Here is a 16,377-nt window from a genome sequence, read left to right as displayed (position 1 = left end):
TCAGAACCCATCGGCGCGGCCGTTGCCGAGGTAGCGCAGCCCGGCGGCCACGACGACCGCGGGGTCGAGAAGGTTGCGGGTGTCGGCCACCACTGCGCCGGGGGCACCGTCGGCGATCGCCGTCCAGTCCAGGTCGCGGAACTGCGGCCACTCGGTCAGCACGACGACGGCATCGGCCGCTTTGGCGGCCCGATACGGATCGTCGACACCGGTGACCCCGGCGGCCTGCAGCACCGCGGGGTCGATGGCCGAGAGCTGCGGATCGTAGCCGTGGACGTGAGCGCCGGCGGCCGTGAGGTGTGTGCTGACCGCCAACGCCGGTGAGTCGCGGGTGTCGCTGGTCGCTGCTTTGAAGGTCAACCCCAGCACGGTGATCCGGCAGCCGTCCAGTGCGCAGGGCATCGCCCGCTGCAGCGCGGCCAGCACGCGGGCGGGCTGCGCGGCGTTGGTGCGGCGCGCCGCCTCCACCTCGGCCACCGCGACTCCGCGTGCGCGCGCCGAATGCACCAGAGCTGCCGTGTCTTTGGGGAGACACGAGCCACCCCAGCCCGGTCCGGGCTGCAGGAATCCCGCACCGATGCGCGGGTCGGCACCCATGCACGCGGTGACGTCGCCGACGTCGGCGCCAGACGAGTGACACAGCTGGGCAAGGGAATTGGTGTAAGACAGCTTGACCGCCAGGAACGCGTTGCTCGCGTACTTGGCCAGCTCCGCGCTCTCCGGGCTCATCCTCAGCACTGCGGCGGGGTCGGCACCGTAGGCGGCACACACCAGCGCGGCGTCCGCGTCGGCGTCAGCGCCCACGACGACGCGGTCGGGATGGGAGAAGTCGGCGATCGCGCGGCCCTCACGCAGGAACTCGGGGCTGGCGACCACGCCGATGCCGCGCGGGCGCAGACAGTCGATGAGGCGCCGCGTGGTGCCGACGGGCACGGTGGATTTGACGACGACGACCGCGCCGGGGCCCAGCACCTCGGCAAGCCGTGTGGTGGCGGCGTCGAGGGCGTGCAGATCGGCGGCACCGTCGGGGCCGCTGGGGGTGGAGACACAGACGAACACCACATCGCGGTCGGTCAACGCCTGATTATCGGTGCTGAACGTGAGGCGGCCGGAGCCCAGCATGCGGGCCAGCAGCGCGGGCAGGTCCGCCTCGTCGATGATCGGCACCCCCGAGGCCAGCGCCGCCACCTTGCGGTCGTCGATGTCGACGGCGACGACGTCGTGGCGGCGGGCCAGGCAAACCGCGGTCGTGAGGCCGACGTACCCGACACCGACCACACCGATACGAAGAGATGCGCTCATCGGCGTGCCATCAGAGCGGAGCGTGCGGCGTCGAGCACCCGCGGCACCGTCAGCAGCAACAGGCCCGGGTCGGGGGTGTCTGCGTGCGGGTCGCCGCAGTCACCGGCCCACAGCGCGATGTGGCGGCCGTCGCCGCGGGGTCCCCACCGCTTGGGCGGAGTGGGGCCGAACAGCACCACCGACGGTGTGCCGGTGGCGGTCGCGACGTGGCTGACTCCGGTGTCGCCACAGATCAGGAGTGCGCAGTCACTGATCAGCGCCGCCAACGCGAGCAGCCCCGGAGCCGGCCAGATGGCCGTGCGGGGCAGCCCTGCCTCCCTCACCACGGTGCGGACCAGATCCGCTTCGGCCGGCGAGCCGGTCACCACGACGCGGTGACCGTCACCGGCCAGGGCGGCGGCCACCGCGGCGAACCGATGTGGTGGCCACTGCCGTGCGCGCGCGGCCGCCCCCGGGTGGATCACCACCACCCCTGTGTTGTCGCCGTACCCGTCCGGACGATCGATGGCGAGGTCGTCGGCGCGGCATTCGATGCCGGCCCAGTGCAGGAGTGCGCACCAGCGGTCCACCTCGTGCAGGTCGGCGCGCCACGGTGGCCCGGCGATGTCGGGGTGGGCGTCGTGGCGGTGGGTCAGCAGCCGCGCGGGCCGCAGCGCGGCCAGAGCGCTGATGCTCTGCGGGCCCCGGCCGTGCAGGTTGACCGCCAGGTCAGGTTCGCGGGGTGCCGCGTCCAGTGGTCCCAGGCCCGGGGTGTCGACGACGTCGTCGACACCGTCGGACAGCAGCGCGAGCTCGCGGTACTGCCGCGGTGCGGCGAGCAGGATGCGCGCGTGCGGGTAGTGCCGGCGCAGCCCGCGCAACGCGGGGATCCCGGTGAGCAGATCTCCGAGACCCAGTGCCCGCAGCACCACGATGGTGCGCGGCTCGCCGGTCGCGAACTCTCTCAGGGCCATGAGGATTCCGTGGATGCGCACACGACGAGTTCGCGGATCTCGCAGCCCGGCGGCTGGGTCAGCGCGAACAGCACGGTGGCCGCGACGTCGGTCGGTTGGTTGAGCACGGCGTCGGCCGGCGGCTTGTACTGCTCGGTGCGGCCGTCGAAGAACGGGGTGTGCATTCCGCCCGGGATGAGCAGGGTCACGCCGATCTCGCCGGCCAGTTCGGCCGCCAGCGCGCGGGTGAAGCCGACCACGCCGAATTTCGAGGCGCAGTAGGCGGTGGCGTCGCTCACTGCCTTGATCCCCAGCGTGGAGGCCACGGTGACGATGCGGCTCTGTCCGGTCTTCAGGTACGGCAGGGCGGAACGGATGACGGCCGCGGTGCCGAGCAGGTTCACCACGACGACCTGCTCCCACTCCTTGGCGGGCACCTCACGCAGCGTTCCGCACGAGTCGATGCCGGCCGCGGTGAACACGCCGTCGATCTGTCCGCCTGCCTGGTCGGCCAGGTCGGCCACTGCAGCGTCGACGGCGTCGGTGTCGGCGAGGTCGGCGCACACGTGGGCGACATCGCCGGCCGGGCGGGCACGGTCTAACACCAGGGGTGTACCACTTTGTGCGGCAACGGCTTCGGCGACGGCGGCGCCGAGTCCGGACGCGCCGCCGGTGATCAGCACGGCGCCGGGTGAGCGGGTGGTGGGGTTGGTCATGAGCTGCCTTTCACTGGGTCGATCGCGCGGCGGCGATCAGAGCGGACGAGGAGTAGCCGGCGACGGTGGGCACGATCACGACGTCGCCGCCGTAACGGGCCACCACGTCGGTCTCGGGAAGGGTGTCGGCGGTGTAATCGCCGCCCTTGACCCAGATGTCGGGCCGCAGGCGGTCGAGGATGCGTTCGGGGGTGGGTTCGTCGAAGACGGCCACGGCGTCGACGCACGCCAGCGCGGTGAGCACGCGGGCACGGTCGTCAGCGGTCATCACGGGCCGACTCGGCCCTTTGAGCGTTCGCACCGAGTCATCGGAGTTGATGACGACGATCAGCGCGTCACCCAGTTCCCGTGCCGTGCGCAGCAGTCGGATGTGGCCGGTGTGCAGCAGGTCGAAGCACCCACCCGTGGCCACGACCGTGCGGCCCTCGCCGCGCAGGCGTTCGGCCAGCGCCATCGCGTCCGGTTCGGGGTCGGCGAGCGGGCTGCCGTGGGCGGCGGGCGCCGGGGTGGACACCCCGGCGGCACCGCCGGCGGCGACGAACCGCGCGGCGGCGTCCACCGCGGCGGTCACGGCGGCGACGGTGTCGGCCCCACCGGCCAACGCGTCGGTGATGGCGACGGCGAAGCGGTCTCCGGCGCCACAGGCGTCTTTGCGGACGGCTCCCGCCGCGACCCGTTCGGGGATGCCGACGTGCGTGCGCGCGCCATCGGGGCCGAAGACCCGGGCGCCGCGCGCCCCCAGGGTCACACACACGGCGTCGACACCCCAGCGTGCCCGCAGCACCTCGCCGGTGTTCCGACCGGCACCGCAGAAGTGTTGCGCCTCGGCCTCGTTCGGCGTGACCACCCGGCAACCGGGCACCGGGTCGGCGCCGCGCGGATGGGGGTCCCACACCACCGGGATCGTCCTTGCCGCATCGCTGAGCGCATCGCGCAGCGCAGGCAACGCCGCCACACCGCGCCCATAGTCGGCGACGCAGATCGCACCCGCCTCCGACAGCGCGTCGGCGACACCGCGGGGCAGCGGACCGGCTAGCGGGACGGCGTCGCCGCGGTCGATGCGGACCACGGACTGCCCGCCGGCCCGCACCCGAGTCTTGGTGACGGTGCTCCCGCGCATCGGCAGGGCGAGCACCCGCACGCCGGCCGATGCCAGCAACCCGGCGAGGTGCCTGCCCGCGGCGTCGTCGGCGATGCCGGTGACCAGCACGACGTTCCCGTGGGTGCGCGCGGCCAATGCAGCAGCCAGGCCTGCGCCGCCCGGGCGGTGCCAGCCTGCCTCGACGTCGACGACGGGGACGGGCGCTTCAGGGCTCAGTCGGGTTGCGCTGCCGTCGATGTCGACGTCGAGCAGGGCGTCGCCGACCACGACCAACGGGCCAACGAGAGGTCGAGTGCTCATGAGGGCACCGTCCCCAGGATGCGTTCGTCGACGGCCATGCACAGCGCGTGCACGAGCAGCAGGTGCACCTCCTGGACCGTCGCGGTCGACGGTGCGTCGACGCAGATCGCCTCGGTGCAGGTGGCGGCCAGCGGATTGGGTGCCGGGCCCGTGAACGCCCATGTCGTCATCCCGATCTCGTGCGCGGCCTTCACGGCGGTCAGGACGTTCTGACTGGTGCCGCTGGTCGACAGAGAGACCAGCACGTCACCCGGACGGCCGTGGGCACGCACTCCGCGCGCGAAGATCTCCTCTGCGCCGTAGTCGTTGCACACCGCCGTCAGCGCCGAGGTGTCGGCGTGCAGCGCGATGGCCGACAGCGGCCGTCGCTCGTCGGCGAACCGGCCGACCAGTTCCGCGGTCAGATGCTGGGCTTCAGCGGCGCTACCGCCGTTGCCACACGCCAGCAATCGCCCCCCGCCGGTTAGGACGCCGGCCAGCTGCCGCGCCCAGGTGTGCACCTGGTCGATGTCGCCGCTGGCGCGTCTGACAGCGCCGATCAAATCGTCGAAATGCGTTGCGATCACGATGAACCTCCCCTTGCGGTGGTGTGTACTGCGTCCAGCAGCGCGTGGTCGGTGATGCCGTCCAGACAGGTGTGGCGCTCGAGCGGGCAGACGCGGGCGCGGGTATCGCGGCACGGTGCGTCCTGGTCGCCGAGCACGGTGACGGGCACGCCGTACGGCGCCCACCGGGACGCGGGCACGACGGGGGCGAACAGTGACACCACCGGCGTGCCGACCGCGGCAGCCAGATGCGCTGCGGCGGTGTTGGGTGCCACCACCACGCGGGCCGCGGCGAGAACGGCGGCCAGTTCGGCCAACGTGGTCGCACCACCGAGATCGACGGCCCCACCACCTGGACCAGGGCCGGCGACGTGCGCGGTGAGTTCGGTCTCGTCCGGTCCTCCGGTCACCACCACGCGGCACCCGCCGGCGACGAGCGCGGCGACCATCGCACGGCTGCGGTCTGCGCCGGGACGGCGGGCCGGCACCGCGGCGCCCGGGTGGAACACGACGTATTCCCCCGCTCCGATGCGGCGCCGAATCGCCTGCGGCAGAGGCGCCACCCCGCAGACGCGCAGCCCACCCGTATCACCCTGCGGCAGATGGCATCCCGACGCCTCGCTGAGCGATAGCGCGCGCTCCGGTTCCGGGATGTCGTCGGCGACATGATGGCGTAGGTCGAGCAGGCTGCCCGGATAGTCGACGCTGATCGCCCCTATCCAGCCGATGTCGGCCATCCGGCACAGCAGCGCCAGCGGCAGCGGCGACTGATGGAACGAGGTGTAGATGTAGGCCCGCTGCGGGGCGACGTCGCGCAGCCGCTTGAGTAGATCGTCGGCGTGGGCGGCCGTGAGGTCCGGTGCGTCGAAATCCACCCACGGCGCCTGCCATTCGATGACCTCGTCGACGCCGGGCAGCAATTCGGCGGCGGCGCGGCCGCGGGGGCCGGCGAGCATCACCACCCTGTCGTGATGATGTGCGACGGCGCGGATCGCGGGACCGGTGATCAGCACATCGCCCGCACTGTCGAGGCGAGCCACCAGCGCGGTGCTCATCGCGTCTCCCCCAGCACCATGTCCACGGCGGCGGTCAGTGTGGGTGCCACCGCGGCACGCGGATCCCATCGTGCAGCGGAGATCTCGGGGGCGAGTGTCCGTTCGGTGGGCACCAGGATCGCTCGCGCACCTGCGGCCAGCGCGGCGCCGACATCGCCGCCGGTGTCGCCGATCATCACGCAGCGCTGCGGCGGCACACCGAGGGCCGCCGCCGCGGCCAGCACCATGCCCGGGGCGGGTTTGCGGCATGCGCAGCCGTCGTCCTCGCCGTGCAGACACACCTGCCAGCTGTCGAACGGGCCGAGTTGGCCGGCGACTTCGGTGTTCACCTCCCTCACCTGGTCGGGGGTGATCAGTCCACGAGCGACACCGGACTGGTTGGTCGCGACGGCGAGCAGCACGCCGTGTCGGCGCAACCGATCGAGGGCGCGGCGGGCGCCGGGCACCGGCCGCACACCGCGCGGATCACCCAGGTACGGACCGTCCGCGATCAGCGTGTCGTCGCGGTCGAAGAGCACCGCCAGTGGCGGCTCGGGGCGGGCGCGGCGGTGTTGCCACTCCCCGGCGAGCCGGTGCCACGTCGCGAGCGGTGGAATGAGCATGCTGGTCACCGCGATCGGACCGAGCTCGGCCGGCGTGCGCGAGCTCGCTAGGTGGCGGCGCACGGCGAACTGCGCGGTCAGGCCGGCCCACGCCAGCCCTGCGCCCACCGCGGTCCGCCGGTGCCCCGACGCCGTCGCCAGCGCGGCGGCGGCGAGCGCGCCGATGGTGGCGACGTGCGCCGGGAGTCGGCCGCGCCCCTCACCGATGCGGTAGCGCCACCGGGGCCCGAACTTGCGCCGCATCAGCGCGTTGTCGCGATTGCCGACCTGGACGCGCAGCGAGGACCGCCACGTCGCGGGCGCGACCGGGTGCAGGCACCGCCGGTCACCACGCACGATGCGGTGACCAGCAGCCGTCGTGCGCAGGGCGATGTCGGAGTCTTCCCGGTAGGCGCGCGGGAAGCGGTGGTCGAAGCCGCCGACCTCGACCAGCACGTCACGCCGGTAGGCCATGTCGGCGGTGATCCACTGGGCGGTGGCCAGGCGCAGCGTGCGCTGCTCGTCATCGGTGGATCGGCCGGCGGCCTGGCGAGGAACGTCGAGGCGGCCCTGCGAGCCGACGGCTCCGGTCGACTCTGCGGCCGTCAGATCGTGGTGGAGATCGGAAAGCCAACGGGCGGTGGGCATCACATCGTCGTCGAGGAAGCAGACCCAGCGTGTGCGCGCCGCGCGCCAGCCGACGTTGCGGGCCGCGGCGGGTCCTCGTCCCCCGCTGCGGAGCACGGTGACCGGAAGGCCGGAGTGCACCTCGAGGGTGTCCGTGCCGGGACGGTCGTCGACGATGATCACCTCGGCCGGCCGCGGTCCGTCCCCGCGGCCCAGGGCCGTGACCAGTTGCTGCAGCGAGGGCCGGCCGATCGTCGGGATCACCAGGGTGGCGTCGAGGATCATCGGAGGCGCCGAATCACGAAGGGGCCCAGCGCCAGGACGTCGATCGGGGCGCTGCCGAAGCACTCCAGTGCGTCGACGGGGCTGTCGACCATGGGCCGGCCTGCGGTATTGAAGCTGGTGTTGACCAGCACGGGCACACCGGTGCGCTCGGCGAAATGGGCGATGGTGGCGTGCAGCAGTGACAGGGACTCGTCGACGGTCTGCACGCGGGCGGTCCCGTCGACGTGGGTGACCGCCGGGATACGGTCGCGCCACGCCTCGGCGACGTCGTGTACGAACAGCATGTAGGGGCTCGGCAGCGGCCCGCGGCTGAAGATCTCGGCGGCCCGCTCGGCCAGCACCATCGGTGCGACGGGCCGGAACTGCTCGCGGCCTTTGACGTCGTTGAGCCGCTCGAGGTTGTCGAGCCGGCGTGGATCGGCCAGCAGTGAGCGGCCGCCCAAGGCGCGCGGCCCGAACTCGGAGCGCCCCTGGAACCACCCCACCAATTGGTTGTCGGCCAATGCGTCGCCGACCGTGCGCGCGAGGTCGTCGGGCCGTTCGTACCGCACCGCGGCCCGATCGAGGATGGCGCGGATCTCGTCGTCGGACCAGCCGCGCCCGAGCTGCGCTGATCCCATCGGCACGATCGGCTCCCCGGCATCGGCGGCGAGGGCGAGCGCGGCGCCCAGTGCGGTGCCCGAATCTCCGGCGGCGGGCTGCACCCAGATGGTGTCGAAGCCGCTCTCGGCATGAATGCGCGTATTGGCAACGCAATTGAGCGCAACACCACCGGCCAGGCACAGGTTGTCGGTGTCCACCCGCTCCCGCAGCCAGGCCACCAGGTCGAGCAGCACTTCTTCGACCACGAGCTGCACACTGCACGCGAGATCGGCGTGCATCGGCTCGGGACGGTCCAGCGCCGAGGCGTGGGCCCCCGTGCCCGCGACGCGCACCGGCGCGAAATCGGTCCATGCGATCGGCTCGGTGCGGAATCCGCCGTCCGGGCAGGCGTACACCTTCTCCCGCAGGGCATCGATGAAGCGTGGGCTGCCATAGGAGCCCATCGCCATGACCTTGTATTCGTCGCTCGATCGCGTGAAACCCAGGTGCTCGGTGAGGCTTTCGTAGAGCAGTCCCAGCGAGTGCGGCAGGTCCTGGGTGGCCAGCACGTCGAGTTTGTGGTCCCGATAGACCCCGGCGAGCATCGACGTGCGCTCCCCGCGGCCGTCGACCACGAGTACAGCGGTGTCGGGATCCGGCGCCGCCAGCGCGGTGGACGCGGCGTGGGCGACGTGGTGGCGCACATGGCGCACCACGGCCGGGTCCAGGCCCGGCAGGGCCGTGGCGAGGAAACGCGGCGCGCGCTGGGCGTAGAGCGTGCGCAGGTACTCCCAGTCCCGATCCAGACCCTCGGTCTGACCGGACTCGTCGGCCATCAGTGTCGGGTCATAGGAGTAACCGATGGCGTCCAGATCGGCAGGCTCGAGGCCGGCCTCTGCCAGGCACCACGTCGCCGCGGCGACGGGCAGTTCCCAGGTGGAGAACGGCACGGCCTGCTTGCCGTGCTTGCGGCGGGAGAACCGTTCCTCTTCCACGGCGGCGACGATCTCACCGTCGATCACCAGAGCGGCGGCGGGGTCGTGAAACACCCCGTTGATACCGAGAATTCGCATGTCTGGCTCCTTACCTGGCGGCGGGCATGTCGGTGGTGGCAGCCATGTGAACACCTGCGGCGTCGCGGAACCAGCCGACGGTCCTGGCCAGACCGTCGTGATAGCTGACGGCCGGTGTCCAGCCGAGCACGTCGCGGGCCGCGGTGATGTCCGGGCAGCGGCGCTGGGGGTCGTCGGTGGCCGGCGGGCCGAACTCGATGGGAACAGTCGCGCCGACGAGGTCGCGGATGATCTCGGCGATCCGCCGGACGGGCAGCTCCACGGGGTTGCCGATGTTCACCGGCCCGGTGACGGTGTGCTGGGCCAGGGCGATGAGACCGGCGACCGTGTCGTCGACGTAGCACAACGACCGGGTCTGGGTACCGTCACCGGCCACCGTGAGCGGATGCCCGGCCAGCGCCTGGTGACAGAACGTCGGGACGGCACGCCCGTCGTCCGGGCGCATCCCCGGCCCGTAGGTGTTGAAGATCCGCGCCACCCCGATGTCGGTCCCGAGTTCGCGGTGGTGGGCGAACGCGAGCGCTTCGCCGAAGCGCTTGGCCTCGTCGTACACGCTGCGTGGGCCGATGGGATTGACGTTGCCCCAATAGCTTTCGAGTTGCGGATGCTCGAGCGGATCACCGTACACCTCGCTGGTGGATGCGATGACAACCCGGGCGCCGCATCGGTGAGCGAGGTCGAGCACCGTCTGGGTGCCCAGCGCGCCGGTCCGCAGCGTGTGCAGCGGCATCCGTAGGTAGTCCGGCGGAGAGGCAGGACACGCCAGGTGGAAGATCGTGTCGAACACCCCGCGGGCCACTGTGTCCGGCAGGGGCTCGGTCACATCATGAGCGACGAAGCGCACCCCGGGCGGCCAGTCCGTCATGCGCGGCGCGCTGGTCGACAGGTTGTCCAGACTCAGCACGTCCGCGCCGGCAGCGGCCAGCCGGGCACACAGGTGTCGACCCAGGAAGCCTTCACCACCGGTGACCAGCACCCGCGATGCCCGCGTTTGGGGGTGGCCGCCTTGGGTAGCACCATCGGCCATGGTTTCGCCGTCGCGAGGTTCCCGAACCTCGTTCGTCATCGCCAGCCGCAACCGCTCCGTCGAACTGGCGGCAGTACTCCGCCGGCTGCTGGATACGACCGACTCTCCGATCATTCTGGTGGACAACGCTTCTGAGGACGATTCGGTCCCGATGGCGCGGCGTCTCGCAGAAGTCGTCGAGGGCCGTCTCACGGTCGTCGCCCTCGACGAGAACCTGGGGGCGGTCGGTCGCAACGTCGGTGTCGCGCGCGCCTCGACGCCGTACGTCGCGTTCTGCGACGACGACTCCTGGTGGGAGCCGGAGTCGATCGGCTGCGCGGAGTCACTGTTCGACGCGTATCCCACGCTGGCGGTGCTGGCAGCGCGCACCGTGGTGATGCCGGACGGGCGCGAGGACCCGATCGTGGCGGATCTCGCATCGAGTCCGCTGGGGCGTGATCCGGCGCTGCCCGGGCCGTCGATCCTGGGGTTTTTGGCCTGTTCAGCGATCGTGCGGGCATCGGCGTTCGAGGCGGTCGGCGGATTCTCGCCGATCATCCACTTCCGAGGGGAGGAGACGCTGCTGGCCTGGGACCTCGCGGCGCACGGATGGGACCTGTGCTTCTGCGATCGGCTGACCGCGTTCCACCAGCCCTCGACCGTGCGCGGCACCACTGCGGCGCAGGACGCCCGATCGATACGCAACGCCGTGCTGACGACGTGGTTGCGCCGACCGCTGCGGCACTGCCTGCGTGCTGGTGCGAAGTTCCTGCGGGCCGCGGCGACGGACCGCGCCCACGCCGCCGCGCTGCGCGAAGCGGTGCGGGCGCTGCCCGCGGTGCTGGCCGCTCGCCGAAGGCTCCCGGAGGACACCGAGCGCTGCGTGCGTGTGCTCGAACGCGGCTGAGCGGTCATCACGATGCCCCTGCCAGCCGGTCGTACACGGACGCGGTCTCCTCGGCCACGCGCTCCCACGCGTAGCGTTCCTCGATGCGCGCGCGTCCGGCGCGACCGAGAGCCGCACGTACACCCGCATCGGCGAGGATCGAGTTGATCGCTGCTGCGCAGCGGTGCGGATCGCGTGGCGGGACCAGCCGTCCGGTGACGTCGTCGACGACGGTGTCGAGCATGCCGCCCACCGCGCTGGACACCACCGGCACCCCGCAGGCCATCGCTTCGAGCGGAACGATGCCGAACGGCTCGTACCACGGAGTCGCGGCCACCACGTCCGCAGAGCGCAGCAGCATCGGCATCTCGTCGCGGGCGATCGCGCCGTAGAGATGCACCCTGTCAGCGACACCGCACTGCGCAGCCACGGAATTGAGCCGCTGCGCCTCGGCGTCGTGATCCAGTTCGGACTTGTCGGGGCCACCGACGATCACCAGCTCCGCGGTCGGCATCTGCGGCATCGCCCGGATGACGGTCTCGAATCCCTTGCGCTGCACCAGGCGCCCCACCGACACGATCCGTTGGGCGCTGCCGCGCGTGGCGGCCGGCCCGATGTGGCTGAACTCGTCGGGGTTGACGCCGCACGGCACCACGGACATCGCCGCGGCGTCGCGTCCCAGTCGCCGCAGCTCCGCCACCTCGTCGGTGCACGTCGCCGCGACCCAGTCGACGGTGCGCGCCAAGTCCGTCTCGAGGCGAATCCGGTCGTCGGGACTCGTGTCGTCGCGGCCCTGGTGGCGCCGCTTGACCACACCGAGGGCATGGAAGGTCTGCACCACGGGAATCCGGTGGCGCCGCGCGGCCCGCAGGGTCGCCAGCCCCGACATCCAGAAGTGGGCGTGGGCGACGTCGGGCCGCCACCGCGTCCACTCCTCGGCGAGGACGTCACCGAACTCCGGCATGTATTGTGCGAGATCGTCTTTGGGAATTCTTCGCGGCGGTCCAGCCGGGACGTGCACGACGGTGTAGCCGAACTCGGTGTCGACCCGCTCCAACAGGTCGGCGTCGTCGCGGCGGGTGTAGACGACCACGTCGTGACCCTGAGCGGCCAGTGCGGCGGACAGTTCGGCGACGGCCACGTTCTGGCCGCCCGCGTCGACACCGCCCAGCGCTGCCAGCGGACTGGCGTGTTCGGACACCATGGCGATGCGATGTCTGCGAGCGCTCATGCGCACACCTCCTCGATCAGGCGGTCCCAATCGGCGAGGAAGCGATCGAGTCCGTGGTGGGTCAGGGCGTGCTCACGGGCAGCTTTGCCGGCGACGTCGGCGGCGGCCTGGTCGGAGACGAAGTGCGCCAACGCCTCTCCCAGCACCGCGCGGTCGGCGCTCACCACCCCCGCCTCGGGCGGGACCGACAGAGGCGCCATCGTCGCGGCGACGGCCACCACCGGCATGCCTGCGCACATCGCCTCGAGCAGCGACAACCCCAACGACGTCCACCGCGCCGTGTGCAGGTACACCCGGCGGCGCGCCACCTCCGGCAGAACCGCCGCGCCGGAGATGTCGCCGTGGCCGGTCACTGCCCCGGCGCACCGTGAATCTGTGTTCAGCTCTTCGGTTTTCATTCCCCACACGTCCACCGGGACGTACCGGCTCAACGGCGCCAGCAGATCAGCACCGACGGTGCGCCAGCGACGTACCGGTTCGTTGATCATCGCTGCCGCCGCGCCGATCTCCCCGGTGTAGAGATTCCCCCGGTCGGCCACGCCGTGTTCGATGACTCTGGTCGGAGCTGCGCCGTTGTCCCACATCAGTTCGTTGAACGGGGTGACGTGCACAAGCGTCAGATCGCTCCGACCGGCCAACGGATGGACACTGTCGACTGCCGCGGGCCGGGGGGCATTGTGCTCGACGAACACGGCCGGCACGTCGAGGCCCGGTCTGCGACCCAGATACCGTGCCGCAAGCTCGAGATCGCGTGGTCGTTGCAGCACGACGAGGTCGACGTCCCTGTCACGCAGGGCTTCCAGCGGCACCTCCCGCGCCCGCGGCCAGTCACGCCCGGCGAGGCCGCGGCCGTCGTCGTCACGACCGGCGTCGACCGGGATCAGATAGTGGTGCCGCCCTGAGACGAACGACTCCGTCCACGCACCGTGCACGTGCCAGATGAGCACGGTGCGTGGTCCCTGAGGCGAAGGCATGGGGCGCCAAATACCCTTGAGATAATTCGCCAAACGGAACTTCTGAGAAAAGTCGTAAGCGCCCGTGAGCAGCCAAAATGCCAGCTGCAGAGCATGATTGGCGAGGAGTCACCTCCTACGCCGCGGTCCTGTCAGCGTTTTCGTCAGGCGGATACCGTGGTCTGTCGCGCGGCGGTCTGGAACACCGTCTCGGCGTCGACGGCCACGCGTTCCCAGCTGTAGCGCGACCGCGCACGTGCGCGACCGGCCAGCCCCATTCCCTGCCTCAGGACGTTCTGGGCGAGCACCGAGCGCAGGGCGCGGCTGAGTGCCTCCGGATGTCCGGGCGGCACCAGCAATCCGGTCACGTCGGCGATGACGGCATCGCGCGGGCCACCGGCTTCGATGGCCACGACAGCCACCCCGCATGCCATCGCCATGAGCGCCCACCGGGCGTCGGAATCGTAGGGTGACGGGCACACGGCGACGTCGGCAGAGCCCACCCATGCGGCGGCATCCATGTCGTCGACGGCCGCCATCACCCGGGTCCGCTCGCCCACGCCGACGCGCCGGGCGTGGGCGCGTAGCTGCTGCACCGCGGCGCAGTCCGGGGTGCCCGAGCCGAGCACGAGGAGTTCGGCGGACGGCACGGCAGGCAGCGCGGCGATCAGATGATCGACTCCCCGTGGCGCCGCCAGGTCGTCGACGAGCGCGACGATGCGGTGTCGCGCCGTACCGCGTTCCGCCGGCGGTGTCGCGTAGGCGTCGACGTCGATTCCAGAGGGTAAGACCGTCACGCGCGCCCGCGGCGCACCCAGGCGGACGATCTTCGTGACGTCGTCGGTGCACGCGGCCGTGATCATCGTCGCGTTGCGCGCCAGCAGCGTCTCGATCTTGGTGGCCGTCGCCGGGGTAGCCGCAGTCGCCGAATTCCCGCCGGGCCCACCGTCGGACACGCGAGAGAACGCCTGCACCGTCGGGACCGGACGACGATTGGCAGCCAGCGCGGCCGCCATCCCGTAGGCCCAGCCCTGGCAGTGCACGACGTCGGCCGGCTCCCCCGTGTACTCGTCGACCAGAAAGCGGCCCATCTCGCCGATCATCGGCATCAGCCCGGTGTCAGGGTCGGGATCGGCGTCTGTCACGGGAATGGTGACGACGCGGTAGCCCTGGGTCGCATCACGTTCGGCAGCCGTGGGCGAGGCGGTGATCAGACGGACGTCATGGTCACGCCGCGCCAACGCGGCTGCCAGACACTCAGCGTCGGACGGTCCCGAGGCGCCTCCGGCGTGGGTGTCCGCGAGTATCGCGACTCTCATACTTGTCGGGATCCCACAAGTGAATACAGCCAAACAGACAGCGCGCGTACCCTTCGTTCGGTGGATCCTTTCCTTCGCGTCGTGGCTCGTCGGACCGTGCCGCGATTGCCGAAGGTCCTTCGGGGTACGTGCTGCAGATGACGATCGACCGCGCGCTTCGTGGTGTGGTGGCGATGGGCGCATCGGCCGGCGGTGTGGAGGCGCTGTCGCAGGCGGCGGCCGGCTTACCCGCTGACCTGCCGTTCGCGGTCCTGATGGCGTTGCATCTCCCGGCCCAGGCGCCCAGCGTGCTGGCCGACATCATCGATCGGCGCACACCGCTGCGGGCCGTGGCAGCGGAGGACGGCATGTCGATCGAACCCGGCAGGATCTACGTCGCGGTGCCCGGCCGGCATCTGCTGACCCGCGACCACCGGATCGTGCTCTCCGAGGGGCCGACGGAGAACGGGTACCGTCCGGCACTCAACGCGTTGTTCCGTTCTGTGGCAGTCGCATTCGGCCCGCAGGCCGTCGGTGTGCTGCTCTCGGGTGTGCTCGACGACGGCGTGCTCGGCCTGGCGGCCATCCGCTCTCGGGGCGGCACGACCATCTGTCAGGATCCCGAGGAGGCGATGTTTCCCGCGATGCCGCGCAACGCGTTACGCGCCGGAGTCGTCGATCACACCGCACGCGCAGCAGACATCGGCGCCCTGCTCGCGGACCTCCCGCTGACCGGCGTCCGCACCGCGGACACCCCGCCGGACCCGGCGCTGGAATCCGAGAACCGCATCGCGATGTCGCACCGATTCGACGTCGACACCGCGAACGAAACCTTTGATCAGCCCGCCGGTTTCACGTGTCCGGACTGCAACGGCCCACTTCAGATCGCGAGCCCGGAGCACTTCCGGTGCCGCGTGGGGCACGCCTGGACGGCCGAGGCGCTGCTCGGCGCTCAGAACCGGGAGATCGAGAGAGCGCTGTCAGTGGCGATCCAGTCGCTGGTCGAGAGGAGCCGGCTGGCTCATCAGCTTGCGGACAAAGCCACCTCCCCCGCCGTCAAGCAGCGCTACATTGACGTGGCCGGTGCCACGGACTCAGCGCTGGCTGTGTTGCGCGACCGACTGTCGTCGACGCCGGAAGGAATGCCACCGGGAGAATGATCGAGAGCACCGTCGAGATCAGTGTGACCCTGCGCCCGGGGCATGCGCTGGTGACGATGACCGGCACGCTCGACAGCTGGACATACCGCGACGTTCGCGACAGCGTGATCAAAGCGGCTCTCGGCCAGCACGACGCGGTCGTCGTGGATGTCAGTGCTCTCGCAGTGCCTGCGATCACTGCATGGGCGGCCTTCACCAGCGCCCGCTGGCACGTCAGCGTCTGGCCCGACATCCCGGTGATCCTGATGTCCGACGACATCGTCGAGCGAGCGAGGATCCGGCGCAGTGGCGTCACCCGTTTCGTACCGCTGGTGGCGAACGAGGCCGAGGCCGTCGCGACCATCGGAGCCGGAGGATTCCGTCGGCGCGCCCGCCGGGTGCTGAACACTTCGCCGGACAGCGTCGAGGCGGCCCGTCGATTCGTCCGGGAGTGCCTGACGGCATGGTCTCGCCAGGACGTGGCCCCGACGGCGTCGGCGGTCGTCACCGTGCTGGTCGACAACGTGCTGTCGCACACGCGCAGCTATCCCACGGTGACCGTCGAAGCCGTCGACGACCGCGTCACGATCGCGGTCAGCGACGACGACCCGCGCGCCGCCGTCCGCCACGAGTCGGCAGACAACAGCGCCCACACCGTCTCCGGCCTCGCCGTGGTCGCTGCCCTGACCAGAGGATGGGGCAGCATTCCCACGGCGGGCGGGAAGACGGTGTGGGCGCTCATCGGGCCGGAGAACCGGCTCTAG

At 71.2% G+C, this 16,377-nt stretch carries 15 protein-coding genes; 3 read left to right on the top strand and 12 right to left on the bottom strand.

From position 1 onward, the window contains the following. Genes DMB80_RS04645 through DMB80_RS04605 form a run of 9 tightly spaced genes read right to left on the bottom strand, consistent with a single transcriptional unit; the run spans position 1 to position 10,127 of the window. Positions 1-1,302: a UDP-glucose dehydrogenase family protein gene (locus DMB80_RS04645; RefSeq protein WP_111508764.1), complete on the bottom strand. Its 1,302-nt coding sequence runs from the start codon at positions 1,300-1,302 to the stop codon at positions 1-3. After that, complete coding sequence (locus DMB80_RS04640; RefSeq protein ID WP_111508763.1) at positions 1,299-2,255, bottom strand: glycosyltransferase family 9 protein; 957 nt, start codon at positions 2,253-2,255, stop codon at positions 1,299-1,301. Before DMB80_RS04640 ends, DMB80_RS04645 begins: the two co-directional genes overlap by 4 nt. Continuing rightward, complete coding sequence (locus tag DMB80_RS04635; protein WP_111508762.1) at positions 2,246-2,950, bottom strand: SDR family oxidoreductase; 705 nt, start codon at positions 2,948-2,950, stop codon at positions 2,246-2,248. The genes DMB80_RS04640 and DMB80_RS04635 overlap by 10 nt, the downstream gene beginning before the upstream one ends. A gap of 10 nt (positions 2,951-2,960) precedes the next feature. Next, on the bottom strand, positions 2,961-4,352 hold the full coding sequence (gene rfaE2, locus DMB80_RS04630) for a D-glycero-beta-D-manno-heptose 1-phosphate adenylyltransferase (RefSeq protein ID WP_111508761.1): 1,392 nt from the start codon (positions 4,350-4,352) through the stop codon (positions 2,961-2,963). Then, positions 4,349-4,918 carry a D-sedoheptulose-7-phosphate isomerase gene (locus tag DMB80_RS04625; RefSeq protein ID WP_162938409.1) on the bottom strand — a complete coding sequence of 190 codons (570 nt, stop codon included), beginning with the start codon at positions 4,916-4,918 and terminating at the stop codon, positions 4,349-4,351. The genes rfaE2 and DMB80_RS04625 overlap by 4 nt, the downstream gene beginning before the upstream one ends. Next, the gene (locus DMB80_RS04620; RefSeq protein ID WP_111508760.1) at positions 4,915-5,952 is read right to left on the bottom strand and encodes a glycosyltransferase family 9 protein; all 1,038 of its coding nucleotides are present in this window, start codon (positions 5,950-5,952) and stop codon (positions 4,915-4,917) included. The genes DMB80_RS04625 and DMB80_RS04620 overlap by 4 nt, the downstream gene beginning before the upstream one ends. Continuing rightward, positions 5,949-7,445, bottom strand: coding sequence for an HAD-IIIA family hydrolase (locus DMB80_RS04615; protein ID WP_111508759.1), 1,497 nt, complete (start codon positions 7,443-7,445; stop codon positions 5,949-5,951). The genes DMB80_RS04620 and DMB80_RS04615 overlap by 4 nt, the downstream gene beginning before the upstream one ends. Then, positions 7,442-9,100 (bottom strand): carbamoyltransferase family protein, encoded by a 1,659-nt coding sequence (locus DMB80_RS04610; RefSeq protein WP_111508758.1) that lies wholly within the window; start codon positions 9,098-9,100, stop codon positions 7,442-7,444. The genes DMB80_RS04615 and DMB80_RS04610 overlap by 4 nt, the downstream gene beginning before the upstream one ends. A 10-nt stretch (positions 9,101-9,110) precedes the next feature. Then, positions 9,111-10,127 carry an NAD-dependent epimerase/dehydratase family protein gene (locus tag DMB80_RS04605; protein WP_240431011.1) on the bottom strand — a complete coding sequence of 339 codons (1,017 nt, stop codon included), beginning with the start codon at positions 10,125-10,127 and terminating at the stop codon, positions 9,111-9,113. Here DMB80_RS04605 and DMB80_RS28340 point away from each other — a divergent pair. Continuing rightward, positions 10,126-11,013 carry a glycosyltransferase family 2 protein gene (locus DMB80_RS28340; RefSeq protein WP_205538533.1) on the top strand — a complete coding sequence of 296 codons (888 nt, stop codon included), beginning with the start codon at positions 10,126-10,128 and terminating at the stop codon, positions 11,011-11,013. The genes DMB80_RS04605 and DMB80_RS28340 overlap by 2 nt on opposite strands. A 7-nt stretch (positions 11,014-11,020) precedes the next feature. Here the strand turns inward: DMB80_RS28340 and DMB80_RS04595 are convergent, their stop codons facing one another. The 3 genes from DMB80_RS04595 to DMB80_RS04585 all read right to left on the bottom strand — a co-directional run bounded on the left by DMB80_RS04595 (position 11,021) and on the right by DMB80_RS04585 (position 14,495). Continuing rightward, on the bottom strand, positions 11,021-12,223 hold the full coding sequence (locus tag DMB80_RS04595) for a glycosyltransferase (RefSeq protein WP_240431010.1): 1,203 nt from the start codon (positions 12,221-12,223) through the stop codon (positions 11,021-11,023). Then, on the bottom strand, positions 12,220-13,197 hold the full coding sequence (locus tag DMB80_RS04590; RefSeq protein ID WP_205538530.1) for a glycosyltransferase: 978 nt from the start codon (positions 13,195-13,197) through the stop codon (positions 12,220-12,222). Before DMB80_RS04590 ends, DMB80_RS04595 begins: the two co-directional genes overlap by 4 nt. Positions 13,198-13,340: 143 nt before the next feature. Then, positions 13,341-14,495, bottom strand: coding sequence for a glycosyltransferase (locus DMB80_RS04585; protein ID WP_111508756.1), 1,155 nt, complete (start codon positions 14,493-14,495; stop codon positions 13,341-13,343). A gap of 137 nt (positions 14,496-14,632) precedes the next feature. Here DMB80_RS04585 and DMB80_RS04580 point away from each other — a divergent pair, with 137 nt between their 5' ends. Beyond that, complete coding sequence (locus tag DMB80_RS04580) at positions 14,633-15,634, top strand: chemotaxis protein CheB (protein WP_111508865.1); 1,002 nt, start codon at positions 14,633-14,635, stop codon at positions 15,632-15,634. Continuing rightward, entirely contained in the window at positions 15,631-16,377 is a 747-nt protein-coding gene (locus DMB80_RS04575) for a sulfate transporter (RefSeq protein ID WP_111508755.1), read from the top strand. The genes DMB80_RS04580 and DMB80_RS04575 overlap by 4 nt, the downstream gene beginning before the upstream one ends.

Source organism: Mycobacterium kyogaense, from assembly GCF_003254575.1.
In the GTDB taxonomy this organism is placed as follows: Bacteria; Actinomycetota; Actinomycetes; order Mycobacteriales; family Mycobacteriaceae; genus Mycobacterium; species Mycobacterium kyogaense.
Note: the sequence above shows the minus strand (reverse complement) of the source record. Positions and strands in the feature narration are given on the sequence as shown.